Below are 21,285 nucleotides of genomic sequence, written 5' to 3'. Positions count from 1 at the left end.
TGCTCATCTGATCCACCGTCACCCTGGAGCACCGACACCCATGAAGCACACCGTCCGACACAACCTCGCCCGCGTGGCGGTCGCCGCCGCCACCACGGCCGGTGCCCTGGCCGCCGTCCCCTCGGTGGCCCAGGCCGCCACCTACAACGGGGTCTGCGGTTCGGGCTACGGCGTCATCGACTCGTTCCCGCTGAGGGGCGGCACCGCGTTCCTCACCTACAACGGCTCGACCGGGAAGAACTGCGCCGTGACGGTCCGGACCAACCCGGGCGCGAAGATCTACCTGCTCGCCTCGCTCCGGCCCAGCACGCCGCTGAACAGCCCCTGGCAGAAGGACGGCGCCGAGTACGGCACCTACGCCGGTCCGGTGTACGCGAGCGCGCCCGGCCGGTGCATCGACTGGGTCGCCCAGATCGGCGACGACTCGCTGGTGCAGTTCGAGGTCCACTGCGGCTGAGCCGTCACCAGGCCGGAGCGGTCGGCCGGTCGGCCGGCCCGCCCCGTCCGGAGGCGACGAGCGCGGTCGGTCGGTCGGTGGCGTGCCGCTCCTGCTGGGCCGGCACGGTGCCGGCCGGTCGGCCGCCCTGCTCGCGGGCGAAGGCCCTCAGCAGTGTGGGGTAGCGGTACCGGCCGGGCAGGTCGGTGACCAGCAGGTGGGCGTCGACCAGCATTTCGAGCAGGTGCTCGGCCACCGGCAGCGGAAGGCCCAGGGCCCGGGCGGCCTGACCGGTCGTCACCGGGTCGTCCACGGCGGCCGTGGCGAGCAGCCGGAAGGCCCGGGCGGCGGCGGGTTCGAGGGCCCGGTAGCTGGGCGCGACACTGGCCCGGACGTCCAGGCCGCAGACCCGCAGCTCGTCCAGCAGGCCCGGCCGGTCGGCCAGCCGGTCGGCGAGGTGCCGGACGGTCCAGCCGGGCCGGGCGCACAGCCGGGCGGCGCAGATCCGCAGGGCCAGCGGCAGCCGGCCGCAGGCGGCGATCACCCGGGCCCCCGCGTCCGGATCGACCGCCACCCGCGCGGTCCCGACCAGGCGCCGCAGCAGCAGCTCGGCCTCCGCCACCGACAGCACGTCCAACTGGAGCGGCAGCGCCCCGACCAGGTCGGCGAGCCGGAAGCGGGTGGTGACCAGGGAGGCGCAGCCGGGGGCACCGGGCAGCAGCGGGCGGATCTGGGCGCTGTCCCGGGCGTCGTCCAGCACCACCAGGATCCGACGGCCGGTCAGCAGCGAGCGGTAGAGCGAGATCCGGTCCTCCAGACCGGCCGGCATCAGGTCGGCGGGGACGCCGAGCGCGAGGAGGAAGGACCGGAGCACGGTGGCGGGCCGGGCCGGGCGGTCGTCCGTCCCCCCGAGCTCGGCGTACAGGATGCCGTCCGGGAACGCCGCCCGGGTGGCGTGCGCGACCTGGCCGGCCAGGGCGGTCTTGCCGACGCCGGGCTGCCCGGAGAGCACGGCGGTGAACGGGGCCGTGCGGTCCGGCGCGGTGAGCCGGCCGGTGAGCAGCGAGGTCTCCCAGGCCCGGCCGGTGAAGTCGGGCAGCGCGGCGGGGAGCTGACAGGGGGTCACGGCGAACGTCGACGGGGCGGTCCGGTCGGGCTGCGGGCCGTCGGCGGCGGGTGCTTCGCCGTCCGGGGCCGGACCGGTGGCCGTGGTCGCGACGGCGGACGTGGCGGCGGTCGTCACGGCGGTCGTGACGGCGGTCGTGACGGCGGTCGTGACGGTGACCGGCTCGGGACGGGGCCGGGCCGGTCCGTCGAGGGTGGGGTCACCGCGCAGCACCCGCTGGTGGACCTCGCGCAGCTCGCTGCCGGGCTCGACGCCGATCTCCTCGACCAGGGTCCGCCGCACCCGCTGGTAGACGGCCAGCGCCTCGCTCTGCCGGCCGCTGCGGTACAGCACCGTCATGAGCTGGGCCCAGAGCAGCTCCCGCTCCGGGTGCTCGGCGGTCAGCGCCTGGAGCTCGCCGGTGAGCGCCCGGACGTCGCCGCCGAGCCGCAGTCGGGCTTCCAGTCGGGCCTCCACGGCATCCAGCCGGGCCTCGGCCAGCCAGCCGGCCTCCTTGCGCAGCAGGGTGTCCGAGGGCACGTCGGCCAGGGCGGGGCCGCGCCAGAGCGCGAGCGCGGCGTCCAGGCGGGTGGCGGCCCGCTCGTAGTCCCGACCGCGCAGCGCGGCGATGCCCTCGTCGCGCAGGACGGTGAACCGCCGGAGGTCGAACTCCTGCGGGTCGAGGGTGATCCGGTAGCCGCCGGTGGTGGTCTCGATCCGCTCACCCGCCGCGCCGAGCGTCCGGCGCAGCCGCATCACGTAGTTGCGCAGGGCCGAGGAGGCGCTGCCGGGCGGACACCCGTCCCAGACCGCCTCGGTCAGGAACTCCGCCGAGGCCGGCTGCCCGTGCCGGACCAGGAGCGCGGCGAGCAGGGCCCGCTGCCGGCCGCCGGGGACGGTGCGCGTCCGCGTGCCGTCGCGGACCACTAGGGGTCCCAGGATGCCGAATTCCACTCGCCCGTACTCCTGTGCCGTCGGTGCTACCGGACGGTGCGGGGCGGGACCGCCGGGCGCACCGTGCTGACGGGCAAGATCCAATACGGTGACCGTCCGTCCGGCGCCGCCCAGCCGGTGACGGGCGGTCAACTCCGGACAACGGCGCGGCGGTCCGCCGTCCGGGGCTGGTCAGGGCGTTGTCCGGACGCTGTCGGGGCGTTGTCCGGACAACGCCCCGACAGGGCGTCGGACCGTCCGGCCGCTGTCCGGCGCGGTCCCGGGGTCCATCAGCGGGGGTAGTGGCAGGCCGTACGGGCGACCGCGACCCGGTCCTCCTGGCCCAGCGGGAGCGCGCGCGGGTCGGTGGGAGCCGCCGGGGAGAGGGTGAGCGCGTCCATCACGTCGGTGGGTCCGTCGCCGCCCAGGCAGGCGACGGCCACCAGGTGGAGCGGCTCCTGACCCGGCGTCGGCTTCGGCAGCCGCCAGGGCAGGACGAAGCCGTCCGGACCGACGCCGATCAGGCCGAGCTGGTGCCAGCGCGGCACCGGCACCTCCTGGCCGCCGTCGGCGAAGTACCCGGCGAACCCCACCACGCCGAGGTGCGCGCCGCTGGCGCTGAGCTCCACGGTCTCGGGGTCGCCGGGCTTGGCGGCGACCGTCAGGGAGATCGACGAGGGGGCCGGGAACTCGCCCGGGCAGGGCTCGGGCTTCGCCCCCCACGGCGGATTGCCGTGCACCACCGCCGAGGCGACCAGCCCGCCGCCGGCCAGTTTGAACCAGCGGGTGTCGGGCGTCCCGGCCGTCAGGTCCGTCTCCGGGTCGCCGATGCAGAAGCCGCTGAACCGCAGCGTGCAGCCGGGCGGGACCTCCTCGACCACCGGTGTGCTGCGGGAGGCCCCGCTGCGGACCCGGGTGCTGCCGCTGTAGGTGGTGCCCTGGAAGGTGGCCCCGTCGGCCCGGCCGGACGGACAGCCGGCACCGGCGGCGGGCTGGGCGTCGTCCACCCGGCGCTGGAGGCCCACGTAGGCCACCAGCAGGCCGGCCAGCAGCAGGACCACGGCCAGCGCTGCGGCGGGCAGCCAGGCCCGCGACCGCCCCGGCGGCTCGCCGCCGGCCTGATCGCGCGTCAGTTCCTGCTCCCCGAACGCCTCCACCTCCGGGGCGAGCTCCTCGGCGTCCCCGTCGGCCGGCCCGGTCACCTCCGAGACGGTCAGCCCGGCCCGGGGGGTCGGGACGGTGCCGGTGCCGGTGCCGGTGCCGGTGCCGATGCCCGTCGCCTGGAGCCGGGCGTCGGCTCCGGTGTCCACGGCGAGCCGGCGGTCCAGCGCGTACCAGCGCTTCTCCCAGGCCGCGACGTCCCCGCCGCAGGCGCCGACGTACGCCAGCGTCACGTCCAGGGTGGGCCGGCGGACGCCGCCGGCGGCGTCGCTCAGCGTCGTGGCGCTGAACCCCGCCGTCGCCGCGAGTGCCCGGTAGGTCGGATTCCCGGCCGCCTGCCGCAGGCACCGCAGCTCGTACGCGAACGCCTGCAGCGGCCCGCCGTCGGGGTCGATCGGTCGCGGCCTACGGGGCACCGCACTGCCCCTCGCCACCCGTGCTTGCCATCGACATCCCGGATCCCCCTCCGCCCTGCGCCCGTCGATCCGTGGCTGACCGCACTGCCACGGACCCGCCGGTCCCACTGCTGACCTGCGGCAACGCGCAGAGTACACCGCATGACGGATCATCAAATTGTCGCACGGGGGGTGGAAGTGCCCGATGGGGGGACGCCGAGGGCGCCGCCCCGGGACCGGAGGGGTCCCGGGGCGGCGCCCGGTGCCGGTGGCCGGAGGGCCGGTCCGGTCAGGTGTAGCAGTAGTTGAGGTTGCCGGTGCCGCTCGACGTGCCGGTGCTCCAGGTCGCCTTGCCGTTGGTGTTGAGGAAGACCAGGTTGCCGTCGCTGCGGAGCTCGGCGCGACCGCCGGGTGCCGGGTTGAGCGCACCCATGGTGCAGACGATGCCGCCGGAGGAGTTGTAGAGCTTGACGTAGCCGGACTGCGACCAGCCGAGCCGGACCACGCCCTTGCCCCGGGTGCCGGAGGCCCAGGCCGGGTAGCTGTCGGCCCCGGTGAACTTGTAGAGCACCAGGTTGCCGTCCGACTGGAGCACCAGCTGCGACATGCCGTTGTCCGCCGACGCGCTGTCACCGGCGGTCCAGTCGGGCTCGGCCAGCGTGAAGCGCGCGACCGTGGAGGCGGCCGACGCGGTGGTGGCGGTGAGGCCGAGCGCGCAGGTGATCGCCGTACCGACCAGGGCGGCGCGCAGCAGGCGCCTGCGGGCCGTGGGACGAGCGGTCTTGCTGGGGGTCACGGGGGTCCTTCCGGAAGGCCGTCGTGCATCGACGCCGCACGGCGGGGGTGGTGGGTGCCGCCGGCTGGGGCGGGGCGGCCGTCGGTGTCCTGGGATCCGGAGCCGGGACGAACCTAGGAGGGACGCGTACCGGCCGGATCACTCCGCCGTCACACCTGTACCGGGCCCGGCTGCGCCCGGACCGGTACAGGTGTGACGGCGGTGATACGGGAGTGACCGACGATGGCCACGGGACGTCTCCGGCCCGGGAGTTCCGCCCGGGTCGGAGACGCACGGAGCGAAGACCTCCCGCCCCGTCCCGCCGACCCGAGGAAGACGCGCCCGTGCCCGCTCGCCCGTGCCGCCCGTGCTGCTGGTGGTGCGTGCACCCGGCAAGCAGCGGGCCGCGCTCAGCCGCCCAGGCGGGCGATCGCCTCGCGGGCCAGGCCGATCTTGCGCTGCTGGAAGGCGCTGAGCCGGGTCATCGCCGGGGACCTCTCCTCGATCATGCGGGTCTGGATGGCGGCCTCCGCCGCGCTCCAGGTCTGCAGCAGGCCGGTCTCGGTCTTGCAGTCCAGATCCGCCAGCGCCACGGCCTTCTCACGCTCCGTCGGCTCCGGGGTGTCGAACGCCCGGTCCCCGACGGAGGCCAGCGGGTCCCGGTAGTGGTGACCGTGCCGTGCCATGCAGGACGACCACGCCTGGAAGGCGGGTACCACCGCCGGGTCCACCAGCGAGCGCCGGAAGCCTTCGGTGTCGACGGCCGCGGCGGCGGCGAGGTCGGCCTCGGGACGCGGGCCGCCGTCCAGCCGGGCCTCGGCGTCCCCGTAGCAGCCGCCGGGCGGGACGGGGCGGCCGTCGGGGCCGGTCGGCTGCGGTGCGCCCGCCCGGGTCTCGCCGAGCAGGACGGCCTCCTGCGCCTCGGTGGGCCGCCCGTCCGCAGCCGCCGCGCCGGCCGGCGGTGGCGGGAGGTGGTAGCCGCGCTCGCGGGCCGCCGCGCGGTCCGATATGCCGTAGCGCCGGGAGGGTTCGGCGGGCGGCGGAGGTCGGTCCGGTATCCGGAAGTCCAGGCCGAAGCCGGCCAGGCACTCGTTGGCCAGCAGCACCTTGGCACGGTCGATCGCCCCGGACTGCTCCGCCGTGAGGGCGTACCGCTCGACGGGCATCGGGGTGCGGTCGGGCGTCCCCGAGGAGGTCGCGGACGGCGCGGCGGGTGCGGCGGGTGCGGCGGGTGTGGACGGTGCGGCGGGAGCGGAGGCGGCAGCCCCCGGGTTCCGGCCTGCGGGCTCACGGTCGGCCCGGTCCTGCTCGGCCGTCCCACAGGAGGCCGTCGCCAGGAGGGCGGCTGCGACGAACACCAGCGCGCGCGACGTCCCGGGGGGCAATCCCCTTCTCCTCACGGTCATTCACTTCTCTTCCTGGGGAAGGTGACGGACGCACGGGTGTGCGGCCGTCACCGGTTCACGACGTGGCTCAGCCGAAGTTGACGCAGTTCTGGTTGACCTCGACGTTCCGGAAGTACACCGAGGCGTTCTCGTTGTAGGTGTTCGAGAGCTGCCAGGCGACCGGGTACTCGGTCTTGTGGAACTTGTCGCAGGGGCCCGCGTAGCCGCTGTTGAAATAGACCGTCACGCTGGATTTGATGCCCCAGATACGGGCCTTGGCCGAGGCCGCGTTGTTCTTCAGGTTCGTCCCCTGTCCCTTGCCGGAGCTCTGGAAGGTGTAGACCGAGAGGTCGTAGACCCCTTCGCCGGCGTCGGGGGTGGTGGAGTGGATCACCGTGTGGGAGCCGGCGTACCCGGTGTTGAAGTAGAGCACCAGGCACTGGGCGTCACAGCCGTCGACGGTGTACGAGCCGGTCGTGATCGACGCGTTCGCCGGCGAAGCCGTGGCGAGGGCGCCGACGACGGCGGACATCGCCATGGTCGCGGTGACAAGTGCCTTGCGGGCAGAGAGCATTGGATTCTTCCGTGTTCTGTCGTGCGTATGCGTCGTGGCGAAAGCGGGGGACGGTGCGGCTCGGTCCTCCGTTTTCATGATCATGACTTTATGGGACTCCGGAGGATGTCCAAGATCGTTTTTTGGCCAATCGCGGAAGCCGTCGCCCTGGAGCGGATGGGAGGGATCGGATCATCGGTCACTTCGTTGGCGAACATGATGTGGATCACCGCCATCCGGGAAATGGGTGACCCCTTCTCGGCCTCGGGATTCCGGCATTCGGGTCAAACGGGGTGCCGTGGCCCGCCCGAGGTGGCGAGAATTGCCTTCCGCAGACCCAGGAGGACACATGAGTACCCGTCACCGCCCGCTGGCCGGCAAGGTCGCCCTGGTCGCGGGTGGCACCCGGGGCGGCGGTCGGGGCATCGCCGTGCAGCTCGGCGCGGCCGGTGCGACGGTCTACGTGACCGGGCGGAGCAGCACGGCCGACGGTCGCTCGGAGCTCGACCGCCCGGAGACCATCGAGGCGACCGCCGACCTGGTCACCGAGGCGGGCGGTACGGGCGTTCCGGTGCGGGTGGACCACGCGGACGCCGGGCAGGTCCGGGCCCTGGTGGAGCGGATCGCCGCCGAGCAGCACGGCCGGCTGGACGTGCTGGTGAACTCGGTCTGGGGCGGCGATCCGCTCACCGACTGGGAACACCCGCTCTGGGAACAGGACCTGGAGACCGGGCTGCGCCTGCTCCGGCAGGCGGTGGAGACCCACGTCATCACCAGCCGGTACGCCCTGCCGCTGATGGTGGCCCGCCGGTCCGGCCTGGTTGTCGAGGTGACCGACGGCAACACCGCCCGCTACCGGGGCTCCTTCTTCTACGACCTGGCCAAGTCCTCGGTGATCCGGCTGGCGGTCGCCCAGGCGGCCGAGCTGCGGCCGTACGGCGTCGCGGCGGTGGCGATCACCCCCGGTTTCCTGCGTTCCGAGGCGATGCTCGACCTGTTCGGCGTCGCCGAGCGGAACTGGCGGGACGCCGTCGCCCAGGACCCGGACTTCGCCCACTCGGAGACCCCGGCCTACCTCGGCCGAGCCGTCGCGGCGCTGGCGGCGGACCCCGACGTGATGGCGAAGTCCGGCCGGGCCCTGGCGACTTGGGGCCTCTATCGGGAGTACGGCTTCACCGACACCGACGGCAGCCGGCCGGACTTCGCCGCCCACTGGGCCGCCGAGCTGGAGGAGGAGCACGGCCCGCTGGGCGAGCCGCTGTAGCGCCCGTCCGTCCGCCCGTCCGCCCGTCCGCCCGTCCGCCCGTCCGCCCGTCCGTCCGTCCGCCCGTCCGCCCGTCCGGCCGTCCGCAGGACGGGCCCGGCGGTGGACCGCGGGGATGCGGACCCGGATCGGGTCATGAGCCGTCGGGAGGCCGTTCACCAGTGCAGCCGAAGCTGCCTGCCGGCTACGCTGCGGCCCTCGGTGCCGGTCGGGTCGGGTCGGCGGCGGAGGCGGTGGGTGCGGCAGCGGAGGCCGTCTTCGGGTGCATCGCCGCTGGCGCCGCGTCAAGTCCGTTGCTTCCCACCGTACTCGGCGGACCGGCCGGCGCGTCGGAAGCACCGCCGACGGTGACACCGGCGCGGTGTCGCCGCGCGTGCGGGGCTGCGCGTACGCACCGTCCTGGTGTGTAATCACGCGGGGACGGTACGCGGTGCCGTGGTGAGGGGGAGTGACGGGTGAATCCGCTGGAGCCGGGCGATCCACGGCAGTTGGGGCGCTACCGGATCACCGGCCGCCTCGGTGGCGGTGGCATGGGCCAGGTCTACCTGGGCCGGTCGCCGAGCGGGCGGCTGGTGGCGGTGAAGGTGGTGCGGCCCGAACTCGCCCAGGACCCGGGCTTCCGGCGCCGGTTCGCCCGCGAGGTGGCGGCGGCGCGCAAGGTCAACGGGTTCTTCACGGCGGCCGTGGTCGACGCCGACCCCGACGCCGCACTGCCCTGGCTGGCCACCGCGCACATCCCCGGGCCACCGCTCGACGAGGCGGTGGCGGCGCACGGTCCCTGGCCGGTGGAGGCGGTACGGGCGTTGGGAGCCGGCCTCGCGGAGGCGCTGGAGGCCATCCACGCGGCGGGTCTGGTCCACCGCGACCTGAAGCCGTCCAATGTCCTGATCGCGCCGGACGGCCCCCGGGTGGTCGACTTCGGCATCTCGGTGGCCGCCGAGGCCACCGCGCTCACCCGGACCGGGATGACCGTCGGCACGCCCGGGTTCATGGCACCGGAACAGTTGCTGGGCACGCCGGTCACGGCCGCCACCGACGTGTTCGCCCTCGGTGCCGTGCTGACCTTCGCGGCGACCGGCACCGGCCCGTTCGGCAGCGGCTCGGCCCAGGCGCTCAACTTCCGGATCGCGTACGAGGAACCGGACGTCTCCGGCCTGCCGGCCGAGGGGCTGGAGGTCGTCGTGCGCTGCCTGGCCAAGGACCCCGCCCAGCGCCCCACCGTGGCCCAACTGATCGAGGAGCTCGGGCCGGTGCCCGGTGAGCCGGAGCCCGGGCCTTCCCACGGGGTCCCGGCCTGGACGGTGGAGCCGACCATCCCGGTGCCCGCCACCCCGACCGCCGGGTGGCCACCGTCGACCGCCGGCCACGCCGTGCACAGCGCCCTCACGCTGCCCGCCCCGGTTCCTGCGGCCGGGCCCGCCGTGAGCGCGCCGGTACCGCAGGGGCGGGCGGCCCCGTTCTGGGTGGCCATCGCGGGCCTGGTGCTCGGGATCTGCCTGCCGCCCAGCACCTACCGCAACGAGTTCTCGTCCAGCGCCGTGGCCAACCTGACCCGGGGCTCCTGGCCGTGGGTCGCGGGCGTCGTGCTCAGCGTCGGCGTCTGCGTCGCGGTGCTGATCGCCACGCGCCGGACCCGCCCCGGGCCGCTGCCGCGCTGGCCCCGCCGCCTGCACGTGGTCAGCACCCTCGTCAGCCTCGTCCTGCTGGTCGGGATCCTGGTCAGTACGGGGATGCGCTTCTCGGTGTACGCGACCGGCGCGTGGGCGTACATCATCGGATGCGCGGCGCTCGTCGTGGGCCTGGTCCGCTTCCCCCGCCGCTGAACGGGCCGGGCGGGTCAGGAGGGCGGCCGGGCCGCCCTCCTGACGTGGGCTCAGTGGCCTCGGGCCACCCACTCGGCCCGGTGCGGGGCCTCGGCGCCGATGGTGCTGGTGTCGCCGTGGCCGGTGCGGACCACCGTCTCCGGCGGCAGCTTGAGCAGGCTGTCCGTGATGGAGCCGATGATGGTGGGGAAGTCCGAGAAGGACCGCCCGGTGGCGCCCGGGCCACCGGCGAAGAGGGTGTCGCCGGTGAAGACGGTGCCGAGCTCCGGGGCGTACAGGCAGACCGCGCCCGGGGCGTGGCCCGGGGTGTGCAGTACCGTCAGCTCGGTGCCCGCCACCGTGAGCCGCTGCCCGTCGGCGAGTTCGCCGTCGGGGGAGCGGTCGGGGTGGGTGAGCTGCCAGAGCGGCAGGTCGGCCGGGTGCAGCAGGACCGGCGCGCCGGTCCGGGCAGCCAGCGCGGGGGCGGCGTTCACGTGGTCGTCGTGGGCGTGGGTGCAGACCACGGCCACCACCCGGCGCTTGCCGACCGCAGCGGCGATGGCGTCGGCGTCGTGGGCGGCGTCGATCACCAGCACCTCCTGGTCGTCACCGACCAGCCAGACGTTGTTGTCGACCTCCCAGGTGCCGCCGTCGAGCGAGAAGGTGCCGGAGGTGACGAGGTGTTCGATCCGGGCGGCCATCAGAACTCCACCACCGAACGCAGCACCTCGCCGCGGTGCATCCGCTCGAAGGCGCCCTCGACGCCGTCCAGCGCGATGGTCTCGCTGACGAAGGCGTCCAGGTCGAGCCGGCCCTGAAGGTAGAGGTCGATCAGCAGCGGGAAGTCCCGCTCCGGCAGGCAGTCGCCGTACCAGCTGGACTTCAGCGCACCGCCCCGGCCGAAGACGTCGAGCAGCGGCAGCTCCAGCTTCATCTCCGGCGTCGGCACCCCGACCAGGACCACGGTGCCGGCCAGGTCGCGGGCGTAGAACGCCTGCCGGTACGTCTCCGGGCGGCCGACCGCGTCGATCACCACGTCGGCGCCGAAGCCGCCGGTCAGCTCGCGGATCGCCTCCACGGGGTCCACCGAGCGGGAGTTGACGGTGTGGGTGGCGCCCAGGCCCTTGGCCAGCTCCAGCTTGCGGTCGTCCACGTCCACCGCGATGATCCGGGACGCCCCGGCCAGCCGCGAGCCCGCGACGGCCGCGCCGCCCACTCCGCCGCAGCCGATCACCGCGACGGTGTCACCGCGCCCGACCGCGCCGGTGTTGACCGCCGCGCCAAGCCCGGCCATCACACCGCAGCCCAGCAGACCGGCGGCGGCCGGCGAGGCGGCCGGGTCGACCTTGGTGCACTGCCCGGCGGCGACCAGGGTCTTCTCGGCGAAGGCGCCGATCCCGAGCGCGGGGGAGAGCTCGGTGCCGTCCAGCAGGGTCATCTTCTGCTTGGCGTTGTGGGTGGCGAAGCAGTACCACGGCCGGCCGCGCTTGCAGGCGCGACACTGACCGCAGACCGCACGCCAGTTGAGCACCACGAAGTCACCCGGGGCGACCTCGGTGACGCCCTCGCCGACCGACTCGACCACGCCGGCCGCCTCGTGGCCGAGGAGGTACGGGAACTCGTCGCCGATGCCGCCCTCCTTGTAGTGCAGGTCGGTGTGGCAGACCCCGCAGGCCTGGATCTTCACCACCGCCTCGCCCGGCCCCGGGTCCGGCACCACGATGGTCTCCAAGCGGACCGGCTCACCCTTGGCGCGTGCGACGACGCCCTGCACCTGCTGCGGCATGCTCTGTGTCTCCTTACGACGGACGAGTGACAGCCCCGACAGCCTACGCAGCTCCGGGTGTCCGGTGCGCCCTACCGCCCGGGCGCGTCGGGGCACGGCGGGTGTGGAAGGGGTCACGCCGCGCGGATGCTGACGGTGCGTCCGGCCGGGACCGTTCGTAGGGTGGTGGGACGGGGAGGCTCCCCGGGGTTGTGACGGGACGACGGAGGATGCGATGCGGCCGGAGTCCGACGACCGGGGCGGCGAGCACGGTGGCGACCAGGGGCACGACCGTGGTGACGGCGGGCGCAGCGGAGCCGGGCGCGGGCGGTGGATCTCGGTGGGGCGGGCCACCACGCACAACCTGCGCAAGGTCAGCGTGCGGATCCCCAAGGAGGTGCTCACCGTCTTCACCGGCGTCTCCGGCTCCGGCAAGTCCTCGCTGGTGCTGGACACCGTGGCGGCCGAGGCGCAGCGCCTGGTGAACGACTCGTACCCGGCCTTCGTGCGCAACCGGCTGCCGCAGTCGGCCCAGCCGGACGTGCAGTGGATCGACGGGCTGACCTTCACGGTGCTGATCGACCAGCGCCGGTTCGCGGGCAACGCGCGCTCGACGGTGGCCACCGCGACCGACCTGGCCCCGCTGCTGCGGCTGGTGTTCTCCCGGACCGGCGAGCCCTCGGCCGGCTACTCGCCCGCGTACTCCTTCAACGACCCGGCCGGGATGTGCCCCCGCTGCGAGGGCCTCGGGGTGGCGCGGGACGTCGACCTGGACGAGCTGCTCGACCTGGACCGGTCGATCGACGAGGGGCCGGTGCGCTTCCCGGCCTTCCGGCCGGGCACCTACCGCTGGAAGCGGTTCGCGTACTGCGGCCTGTTCGACCGCAGCAAGCCGCTGCGGGAGTACACCGAGCAGGAGATGCACGACTTCCTGTACGCGGACGCGATGAAGCTCCCGAACCCCGATCCGGAGTTCCCCAAGACGGCGCGGTTCGACGGTGTCGTCACCCGGATGCGGGACGTCTTCATCCGCAATCCGCCCGCCTCCCGGTCCCGGGAGACGGACGAGGCGATGCGCCGGGTCATCAGCGTCCGGGCCTGCCCGGACTGCGGGGGCGCCCGGCTGAACCCCGCCGCGCTCGCCAGCCTGATCGACGGCCGGTCGATCGCGGACTGGACGGCGCTCTCCGTCGACTCCCTGCACGAGCTGGTCACCACGCTGGACGACCCCCGGGTCGCCCCGGTGCTGGCCGAGGCCGGGCGGCGGCTGGAGGCGCTGCGCTCGGTCGGGCTCGGCTACCTGACGCTGGACCGGGTCTCCGCCACGCTGTCCGGCGGCGAGGCCCAGCGGGTGAAGATCGTCCGCTACCTGGGCAGCCCGCTCAGCTCGGTGACCTACGTCTTCGACGAGCCCAGCACGGGCCTGCACCCGCACGACGTGCGCCGACTCACCGAGCTGCTGCTGAAACTGCGCGACGCCGCCAACACCCTGCTGGTGGTGGAGCACCACCCGCAGGTGATCGCCCTCGCCGACCACCTCGTCGACCTCGGGCCCGGGGCGGGCGAGCACGGCGGCGAGATCCTCTTCGAGGGCACCCCGGCCGAGCTGCTGCGCGCCGACACCCCCACGGCCCGGGCGCTGCGCCGACCGGTGGTGCTGCGCACCGAGGTCCGTCCGGCGCGCGGCTCGCTCACCGTCACGGACGCCCGGGCGCACAACCTCCGCGGCTTCGACGTCGCGCTGCCGCTGGGCCGGCTCACCGCCGTGGTCGGGGTGGCCGGCTCGGGCAAGTCCTCGCTGATCACCGACGAACTGCCGCACCGGCACCCGGAGGTGGTGGTGATCGGCCAGGACCCGCCGCGCGGCGGCGGCCGGTCCACCCCGCTCAGCCAGCTCGGGCTGTCCGAGCCGGTCCGCCGGATCTTCGCGGCGGCCTCGGGGCTCGCGCCCGCCTGGTTCAGCTTCAACTCCAAGGGCGCCTGCCCGGAGTGCGGCGGCCGGGGCTCCGTCACCACCGAACTGGCCTACCTGGACGACGTCTCGACGCCCTGCGAGGCGTGCGGCGGCACCCGCTTCAACCCGCAGGCCCTGGCCGTCCGGGTGGGCGGGGCGACCATCGCCGACCTGCTCGCCTCGACCCCGGCCGCCGTCGGCCGGCTGTGCGCGGACCACCCCGCGATCGGTGCCCGGCTGGCCTGGATGGACCGGGTCGGCCTCGGCTACCTGGCGGTCGGTCAGACGCTGGACACCCTCTCGGGCGGGGAGAAGCAGCGGCTGCTGCTCGCCAAGCACCTGGGGGAGGCCGGGGCGGGCGGCGGGCAGGTGATCGTGCTGGACGAGCCGACCACCGGCCTGCACGGCTCCGACGTGGACCGGCTGCTCCGGCTGTTCGACGAACTGGTGGAGGGCGGCGCGACGTTGATCGTGGTGGAGCACAACCTGCGGGTGATCGCGCACGCCGACCACGTGATCGAGGTCGGCCCCGGCGCGGGCGACGCGGGTGGCCGCCTGGTCTTCGAGGGCACCCCGGCGGACCTGGCCGCCACCCCCGGCTCGCTGACCGGCCAGGCCCTCGCCGCCGCACTCCGGCCCGACCCGTCGGTGCCACCGCGCTGACGCGGTGTCACCTGTGCCGCTAGCCGGTCGTGGTCTGCCTGCTTCGCCGGGCTGCGCGGTTCCGGGCAGGTCGGGCCGGATCGTTGAGCGGTCGTGCTGCGCACCTCGACGGAGCCGGCTGGCCCTCAGCCCGCTGGCTGGCCAGGGCCGCCGCCGCGGTGACGCGGTTTCACCGTGCACCTCACCCGGTCGTGGGTCTGCCTGCTTCGCCGGGCTGTGCGGTTCCGGGAAGGTCGGGCCGGATCGTTGAGCGGTCGTGCTGCGTACCCCGGCGGAGCCGGCCGCCGCCCCCAGCCTGCTGGCCGGGCCGGGCCGCCGAGGCGCTGATGCGGCGTCACCTGTGCCGACGGACGGCCGTGGTCCTGACCGCTTCGCCGGCCAGGTGGTCCGCGGACTTGGGAAAGTCGGGCCCGATCTGTTCGCAGTCGCGCTGACGCGGTGTCACCATGCGGAGTCGGTGGGGTGCAGGCAGAGGGGACGGGGCCCGATGGGAGAGCAGCCGGAGTTCGGAGTCCTGGGGCCCTTGGAGGTCCGGTTCGGCGGGGTCGGCCTGCGGGTCGGCGGACCGATCCCGACCCGGGTGCTGACCGTGCTGCTGCTGTCCCCGGGCCGGACGGTCCCGGTCGGCCGGCTGGTCGCCGCAGCCTGGGAGGAGGAGCCGCCGGCCACCGCGGCGCACCAGATCCGCAAGGCCGTGGCCGAGCTGCGCCAGCGCATCCCCGGCGGCCCCGCCCTGCTGCTCACCGACGGCCCCGGCTACCGCGCCGAGATCGGCCAGGAGCAGCTGGACCTCAGCCGGTTCACCCTGCTGCTGCGGCAGTCCCGCGCGGCGCTGGACACCGACCGGCTGTCCGAGGCCGCCGACCACCTCCGCGCGGCGCTGGCGCTCTGGCGCGGCCCGGTGCTGGCGGGCCACGGCGGCTCGGTGATCGCCGCCGCCTCGGCCGTGCTGGAGGAGCGCCGGCTGGCGGCCGTCGGGCAGCTGCTCGACCTGCGGCTCGCACTCGGCGAATCCGGGCAACTGGTCCACGAGCTGCGGGAGCTGTGCACCGATCACCCGCTCCGCGAGACCTTCCGGGGCCAGCTGATGCTGGCCCTGCACCGCTCCGGGCGCCGGGCCGAAGCCCTGGCCGAGTACGCGACCACCCGGGCCCTGCTGGTGGAGGAGCTCGGGGTGGAGCCGGGCCAGCAGCTCAGCCGCCTGCACCAGTCGATCCTGCGCGGCGGCCCCGAACCGACCGGCGCGGTCCGGGCGGCCGAGCCCGCCCCCGTCACCGGGGCCGCGGCCCCGGCGCCCTGCACCCTCCCGTACGACCTGGCGGACTTCACCGGCCGGGAGGCCGAGCTCGCCCGGCTGACCGAACGGCCCGGCGAGGCCCTCACGGGCCCGTCCGCCGCCGGGCCCGGTGCGGTGCGCATCCTCGTGGTGGACGGGATGGGCGGCAGCGGCAAGACCGCCCTGGTGGTGCGGGCCGCGCACCGGTTGGCCCCGGACTTCCCGGACGGCCAGTTCTACTCCGACCTGCGCGGCTTCGCCCCGGGCGAGCGCCCCTGCGATCCGGTGGCGGTGCTGGGCACCCTGCTGCGCTGCCTCGGGGTGCCCGGCGAACGCCTGCCGGAGGGTCTGGCCGGCCGGTCCGCGCTCTGGCGCTCCGCCCTGACGGGCCGTCGGGTGCTGCTCGTGCTGGACAACGCCGCCGACGCCGCCCAGGTGCGCCCGCTGCTCCCCGCCTCGGCCGGCTGCCGGGTGCTGGTCACCAGCCGGCGGCGGCTGGTCGGGCTGGACGGGCTGGACGGCGCCGAGGCGGTCTCGCTCGACCTGCTCACTCCCGAGCAGAGCGCCGGACTGCTCACCGCCACCCTCGGCACCGCCCGTACCGGGCAGGACCCGGACGCGGTCCGGGAGTTGGCCGAGCGCTGCGGGCACCTCCCGCTCGCCCTGCGGATCGCCGCCGCCCGGCTGCGCAACCGGCCGCTGTGGACCGTCCGTCACTTCGCCGACCGGTTGGCCGACGAGTCCCGGCGGCTGGACGAGCTGCGCTCCGGGGACCGCAGCGTGGAGCTCGCCGTCCGGCTCTCCTACCAGGAGCTGGGCGACCGGCACCGCCGTGCGCTCCGACTGCTCGGCCGGTGCACGGGCGGGATCGACGTGCACGGGGCGGCGGCGCTGTTCGGCCTCGGCCCGCAGCAGGCCGAGGACCTGCTGGAGCAGCTGATGGACAGTCACCTGGTGGAGCAGCATGAGCTCGGCCGATACGCGCTGCACGACCTGGTGCGGCAGTTCGCCCGGCGCCTGTCCACCCGTGACCAGGGTGCGGAGGCCGCGTCCGAGGCGGAGGCGGAGGCGGACGTGGCCTTCGAACGGCTGCTGGACTACTACGTGGCCGCCACCGAGACGGCCTGCCGGGTCCGCTACCCCGACCACGCCTGGTCCACCCCGACCGCCCCGTCCGTCGCCGCACTGCCCGACCTGGCCGGGCCGGACGGTGCGGAGGAGTACCTGGACAGTGAGCAGAACGCGCTGCTGCCGGCCCTTGAGCAGGCCGTCCGGCTCGGCCACCACCAGCGGGCCGGCCGGCTGGCCGAGAGCCTGGTCCTGCACCTGGGCTCCCGCAGCCGGCACGCCGATCACCACCTGGTGGCCGCCCTGGCGGTGGAGGCGGCCCGGCGGGCCGGTGACCGGCAGCGGCTCCGGCTGGGCCTGGAGGACCTGGCCGTGGTGCTCCGGCGGCTCGGCCGCTTCCCCGAGGGGGTGCGGGCCGCGACCGAGGCGCTCGACCTCGCCGGAGAGCTGGGCGAGGTGACGGGCCAGGCGGCGGCGCTGCACCAGCTGGGCCTGCTGCGCGGGTGCGAGGGGCGGCTGACCGAGGCGCTGGAGCTGCTGGAGCGCGCGGTCGCGCTGTTCGGCGGGCCGGAGGGTGGCGCGGCGGTGACGCCGGGTCAGGGGCACGGCGCCGGGGCCGATCTGGCCGCCGTCCGGCGCTGGCTCGGCGATCTGCCGGGGGCGGTCTCGGCCGCCGAGCGGGCGGTCCGGCTGACCCGGGGCTTCGGTCCGGCCGCCGAGGAGATCGCCGCGCTGACCGAGCTGGCCCGGACCCGGCTGGCCCGGGGCGAGTCGGCGGCGGCCCGGCAGGCGGTGGACCGTGCGGTCGAGCGCGGCGACGAACGGCACCGGCCCGAGGACCTCGCGCTGGCCCACGCCGTGGCCGCCGAGGTCCACCAGCGCCTGGGCCAGACCGCCCAGGCCGCCGCCTTCGCGGGCCGAGCCGAGGCGCTGATCCGCGAGCACGCCGGCCCGGTGCGCAGCGCCACGGTGGAGAACCTGCTCGGCGCGCTCGAACGGCGCGGCGGCTCCCCCCGCCGGGCCCTGGCGCTGCACCGCAGCGCCCTGACCCGCGCCGAGGCCACCGGCCACCGCCTGGAGGCCGCCAACGCCCGGGCGGGCCTGGCCGCCGCCTGGCGGCTGCTCGGCGACCACTCCCGGGCGGCTGCCGAACTCCGGCTGGCCGACGCGCTGTTCGACGCCATCGGTGTCCCGGAGCGTCGCCGGGCGGCGTGACGGCTGGAGGCGTGACGGCGGGCGCTGCGACGACCTGTGCTGTGTCGGCTGGTGCCGTGACGGCCGGAGCGGACCGGGGTCGGTCGGCGCGGGCCGGTCGGATCAGAGGTGACGGACCATCAGGACGGCGTCCAGGTCGGCCGAGAGCGGGCACGGCACGTCCCGCACGGTGGCGGCGGCCGTCCCCGCCGGCAGGGTCCAGTCGAAGCAGGACCGGACCTTGGCGCCGACCGGGGCACCGAAGAAGCTGACGTCGGCATAGCGTTCGAGGTCCACGGTCAGCCGCACCGCACCCGGCGCGTCCTCCGTCCGGACGGTGGCCCCGTGCGCCGTCCCGTACGCGATGGCGGCGTAGCGGGCCAGGGCCACGGCCTCGCCGGGTGCGGCCTGCCGGTAGGTGCGGTCCAGCTCGGCGACGGCCCCGCGGGAGACGCTGAGCACCGATTCCCTGGCCTTGACCAGCGCCTGGTCGTGCTCGGGGGAGAGCCAGCGCGTCCAGACCAGACCGGCGGCCAGGACACACCCTGTCAGGAAGGCCGCGCAGAAGCAGAACGCGAGCACCGTCCGGGCCCGGTCGCTCACTCCGGACCACCCTGTCCCGCTCGGCGTTCCGGGCCGGCGGGGTGGCGCGCCGGGGCCTGAGGGGTGGTCATCACGTCGGCCGCCTCGCTCTCGGAGCTGGACTGGGCGGGGCAGCGTCAGGGCCCGGCGCCGGTCCGGGGACCATCCTGGCACCGCCGGACGCCCGGCCGGTGCCGCGACACTCAGTGCGGGTGGGTGCCGTCGTGGTGGACGGGGCCGTGCGGGTCGGCGCAGTGGCCGGCGGCGGGCCCGGGTGCGGCGGCCGACAGGCTGAGCACCCGCTCGGCGGCGTGGTCCACCTGGAGGGTGGTGTGGGTGATGCCGTAGTCGTGGGCCAGCTCGTGCTCCAGGTCCCGGCGGACGGCGTGGCAGTCCTGCTCGGGCGTGACCAGCACGTGGGCGGAGAGCGCGGGTTGGCCGGAGGTGATGGTCCAGACGTGCAGGTCGTGCACCTCACTGACTCCCCGGTGGGAGGCGAGTGCGTCGCCGATCCGGTCCGGCTCGACCCCCGGCGGGGCGGCCTCCAGGAAGATCCGGCCGGACTCGCGCAGCAGACCCCAGCCGGCCTTGAACATCAGCCCGACCACGATCAGCGTCACGATCGAGTCGGCCCGGGCCCAGCCGGTGGTCAGCACGATCACGCCGGAGACGGCGGTGGCGATGAAGCCGTAGAGGTCGTTGAGGATGTGCTGGTAGGCGCCCTCGACGTTGAGCGAGCTGCGGTTGGCCCGCGAGATGCACCATGCGGCGGCCACGTTGACCACGATCCCGGCCAGCGCGGTGACCACCACCAGACCGCCCTCGACCTCGGGCGGACTGACCAGGCGCCGCACCGCCTCGTACGCCAGCCAGGCGCCGAGCAGGATCAGGGTCAGTCCGTTCACCTGGGCGGAGAGGATCTCGGCCCGCTTGAGCCCGTAGGTGAACCCGCCCTTGGCCGGCCGGGCGGCCAGCCGCATCGCCACCAGGGCCAGCACGATCGAGACCGCGTCGGTGAGCATGTGCGCGGCGTCCGAGAGCAGCGCGAGCGAGCCGGAGATCAGGCCGACGGCGGTCTCGACCACCAGGAAGACGGTGATCAGTGCGAGCGCGATGCCCAGCCAGCGCCGGTCCGCGTCGGCGGAGACACCGTGCGAGTGTCCGCCGTGTCCGTCTCCGTGCCCACCGCCGTGTCCGCCTCCGTGCTGGTGACCGTGGTCGTGCTCATGGCTCGTCGCCATGTCCGTACCCCCTCGTCTCGGTGTTCGACGGGGGAAGTGAAACCTACCCCCGGGGGGTTTGGCAAAGGCTGCGCTGATGACGGTTTTCACCTCCGTTAAGACGCCCCTGACCTGCGGAAACATCAGAGCGCAGCAGCGGCGGCAAGCGCTGTCCGGACGCGCTGTCGCGCCCCCGAACACCGGCGGCCCGGCGGGTGCTCCCCGTGCCAGTGGGGGAGCCGACCGCCGGGCCGTACGGGTGACCGGAACGCGCTGCTCCTCCACCATCGGGCACCCGGCGGCGCCTGTCACCGGCCCCGCCGACGCTCCGTCAGGTCACCGTCGGCCCGCCGCCGGCACCCCGTCAGGTCGGCCGGGCGCCCGGCTTCCCGTTCCGTTCCCGTCTGCTTCCCGGTGGCTCCCGGATCCGTCCCGGAAGGGAACGGGAGCGGGTCGGTAGGCGGGCAGCGGAGGATCGGTGTGACCGCCGCACCTCTTCCGCTGCTACCGAAAGGCTCCGGGACCATGCCCGTGACCAAGTCCACCGCCGTGCTGCTCGGCCCCCGTGAGGCGGCGATCGCCGCTGCCGAGTCCCTCGGAGTGGCCGTCGTGGTGGTGGTGGAGCCCGGGCGGGCCGGGCGGGAGGCGGGGGACTGGCCGGTGATCGAGACCGGGTGGACCCGCTCGCGCGACGAGTTGGTGGCGGCGCTGCGGGGCTTCGGCTTCGCGGGGCCGGTGAGCTGCTTCGGGTTCGGTGAGCTGGGGGCGGGTGCTGCGGCCGAGGTGAACCGGGCGCTGGGGTGGCGGGGGAACGAGCCCGAGTCGTTGGTGGCGTTCAGGGACAAGGCGCTGCTGCGGGCGCTGGTCGGGGACCGGGCCGGGAAGCCGGTCGCCCACGTGCTGGGCCGCACCACGGCCCAACTGGCCGTCGGGATCGAGCGGATCGGGCTGCCGTGCGTGGTCAAGCCGGTGGACGGCAGCGGCAGTGCGGGCGTGCGGCTGCTGAGCGACCGGGAGGACGCCACCGCGTTCCTGCGCACGACCCTGGACAGCACCCGGCCGTACCTGGTCGAGGAGTACCTGACCGGGGCCGAGTTCAGCGTGGAGGCGATCAGCGTCGCGGGTCGGCACCGGATCGTCGCGGTCACCGAGCGGCGGACCGCCGGGGTGCCGCCCTTCGTGGCGACCGGCCACACCCTTCCGGTCCGCCTCCCGGAGGCGGAGTGCACCGCCGTCGCCGACCTGGTGCGGGCCACCCTGGACGCCACCGGCTACCGCTACGGCCCCTCGCACACCGAGGTGATCCTCACCGGGGACGGCCCCCGGCTGATCGAGTCGCACGGCCACCCCGGCGGCGACCGGATCAGCGACCTCCAGCAGCTGGCCCTCGGGCAGGACGTGTACGCCCTCACCATGGCCGCCGTGCTCGGCCTGCCGACGCCCCCCGGACGCGAGCACCCCCAGGTGGCGGGCATCCGGTACGTCACCTTCGACCGCGCGCTGCCGATCCCCGAGACCAGTACCGAGCTGGTCGCCTCGCTGCCCGGGGTGGCCGAGGTGCGGATCACCGCCACGGCCGGCGGGCGGCGCGTGCCGGCCGCCGGAGCCGCCGACCGGCACGGCTACGTGCTGGCGGTCGCGGACACCCGGGACGAGCTGGAGTCCCGGCTGGACTGCGCCGTCCGCACCCTCACCGCCACGCCCGCGGGCTGCTCCGGGACGTAGCCCGCCCCTGACCACCCGTCAGCCTTCCG

The 21,285-nt window shown here is 75.1% G+C and carries 15 protein-coding genes; 6 read left to right on the top strand and 9 right to left on the bottom strand.

All coding sequences use genetic code 11. The features are described 5' to 3' along the window. Positions 1 to 40: 40 nt before the first annotated feature. On the top strand, positions 41 to 457 hold the full coding sequence (locus ACIRBX_RS01335; protein ID WP_402293024.1) for a spore-associated protein A: 417 nt from the start codon (positions 41 to 43) through the stop codon (positions 455 to 457). A gap of 4 nt (positions 458 to 461) precedes the next feature. Here ACIRBX_RS01335 and ACIRBX_RS01330 read toward each other — a convergent pair whose 3' ends face one another. The 5 genes from ACIRBX_RS01330 to ACIRBX_RS01310 all read right to left on the bottom strand — a co-directional run bounded on the left by ACIRBX_RS01330 (position 462) and on the right by ACIRBX_RS01310 (position 6,764). Beyond that, positions 462 to 2,495 (bottom strand): BTAD domain-containing putative transcriptional regulator, encoded by a 2,034-nt coding sequence (locus ACIRBX_RS01330; protein ID WP_402293023.1) that lies wholly within the window; start codon positions 2,493 to 2,495, stop codon positions 462 to 464. Positions 2,496 to 2,764: 269 nt separating this feature from the next. Further along, positions 2,765 to 4,051, bottom strand: coding sequence for a hypothetical protein (locus ACIRBX_RS01325; protein WP_402293022.1), 1,287 nt, complete (start codon positions 4,049 to 4,051; stop codon positions 2,765 to 2,767). Positions 4,052 to 4,319: 268 nt separating this feature from the next. Beyond that, entirely contained in the window at positions 4,320 to 4,826 is a 507-nt protein-coding gene (locus tag ACIRBX_RS01320) for a hypothetical protein (RefSeq protein ID WP_402293020.1), read from the bottom strand. Positions 4,827 to 5,215: 389 nt separating this feature from the next. Beyond that, positions 5,216 to 6,190, bottom strand: coding sequence for a hypothetical protein (locus tag ACIRBX_RS01315; RefSeq protein ID WP_402293019.1), 975 nt, complete (start codon positions 6,188 to 6,190; stop codon positions 5,216 to 5,218). A gap of 88 nt (positions 6,191 to 6,278) precedes the next feature. Beyond that, on the bottom strand, positions 6,279 to 6,764 hold the full coding sequence (locus ACIRBX_RS01310) for a hypothetical protein (protein WP_402293018.1): 486 nt from the start codon (positions 6,762 to 6,764) through the stop codon (positions 6,279 to 6,281). Positions 6,765 to 7,092: 328 nt separating this feature from the next. On the opposite strand from ACIRBX_RS01310, the gene ACIRBX_RS01305 reads away from it, so the two are divergent. Together ACIRBX_RS01305 and ACIRBX_RS01300 are read left to right on the top strand one after the other, a co-directional pair. Further along, positions 7,093 to 8,007, top strand: coding sequence for an SDR family oxidoreductase (locus ACIRBX_RS01305; RefSeq protein ID WP_402293017.1), 915 nt, complete (start codon positions 7,093 to 7,095; stop codon positions 8,005 to 8,007). Positions 8,008 to 8,462: 455 nt separating this feature from the next. Then, positions 8,463 to 9,830 (top strand): serine/threonine-protein kinase, encoded by a 1,368-nt coding sequence (locus tag ACIRBX_RS01300; RefSeq protein ID WP_402293016.1) that lies wholly within the window; start codon positions 8,463 to 8,465, stop codon positions 9,828 to 9,830. Positions 9,831 to 9,880: 50 nt separating this feature from the next. On the opposite strand, the gene ACIRBX_RS01295 is transcribed toward ACIRBX_RS01300, so the two are convergent. Both ACIRBX_RS01295 and ACIRBX_RS01290 read right to left on the bottom strand, forming a co-directional pair. Beyond that, complete coding sequence (locus tag ACIRBX_RS01295) at positions 9,881 to 10,510, bottom strand: MBL fold metallo-hydrolase (RefSeq protein WP_402293015.1); 630 nt, start codon at positions 10,508 to 10,510, stop codon at positions 9,881 to 9,883. Then, complete coding sequence (locus ACIRBX_RS01290) at positions 10,510 to 11,595, bottom strand: S-(hydroxymethyl)mycothiol dehydrogenase (RefSeq protein WP_402293014.1); 1,086 nt, start codon at positions 11,593 to 11,595, stop codon at positions 10,510 to 10,512. The genes ACIRBX_RS01295 and ACIRBX_RS01290 overlap by 1 nt, the downstream gene beginning before the upstream one ends. A gap of 214 nt (positions 11,596 to 11,809) precedes the next feature. Here ACIRBX_RS01290 and ACIRBX_RS01285 point away from each other — a divergent pair, with 214 nt between their 5' ends. Together ACIRBX_RS01285 and ACIRBX_RS01280 are read left to right on the top strand one after the other, a co-directional pair. Further along, a complete protein-coding gene (locus ACIRBX_RS01285; RefSeq protein ID WP_402293013.1) occupies positions 11,810 to 14,191 on the top strand; it encodes an excinuclease ABC subunit UvrA in 2,382 nt (793 codons plus the stop codon). Between the two features lie 487 nt (positions 14,192 to 14,678). Further along, positions 14,679 to 17,750, top strand: coding sequence for an AfsR/SARP family transcriptional regulator (locus tag ACIRBX_RS01280; protein WP_402293012.1), 3,072 nt, complete (start codon positions 14,679 to 14,681; stop codon positions 17,748 to 17,750). Positions 17,751 to 17,852: 102 nt separating this feature from the next. Here ACIRBX_RS01280 and ACIRBX_RS01275 read toward each other — a convergent pair whose 3' ends face one another. Together ACIRBX_RS01275 and ACIRBX_RS01270 are read right to left on the bottom strand one after the other, a co-directional pair. Further along, positions 17,853 to 18,332: a hypothetical protein gene (locus ACIRBX_RS01275; RefSeq protein WP_402293011.1), complete on the bottom strand. Its 480-nt coding sequence runs from the start codon at positions 18,330 to 18,332 to the stop codon at positions 17,853 to 17,855. Between the two features lie 182 nt (positions 18,333 to 18,514). Beyond that, positions 18,515 to 19,552: a cation diffusion facilitator family transporter gene (locus tag ACIRBX_RS01270; protein WP_402293010.1), complete on the bottom strand. Its 1,038-nt coding sequence runs from the start codon at positions 19,550 to 19,552 to the stop codon at positions 18,515 to 18,517. 504 nt (positions 19,553 to 20,056) lie between these two features. Between ACIRBX_RS01270 and ACIRBX_RS01265 the strand changes: the two genes are divergently transcribed. Then, complete coding sequence (locus tag ACIRBX_RS01265; RefSeq protein WP_402293009.1) at positions 20,057 to 21,256, top strand: ATP-grasp domain-containing protein; 1,200 nt, start codon at positions 20,057 to 20,059, stop codon at positions 21,254 to 21,256. Positions 21,257 to 21,285 lie beyond the last annotated feature (29 nt).

It is taken from the genome of Kitasatospora sp. NPDC096147, assembly GCF_044763225.1.
GTDB lineage: Bacteria > Actinomycetota > Actinomycetes > Streptomycetales > Streptomycetaceae > Kitasatospora.
The sequence above is the reverse complement of the archived record's forward strand: the minus strand, read 5'-3'. Positions and strand labels throughout refer to the sequence as shown.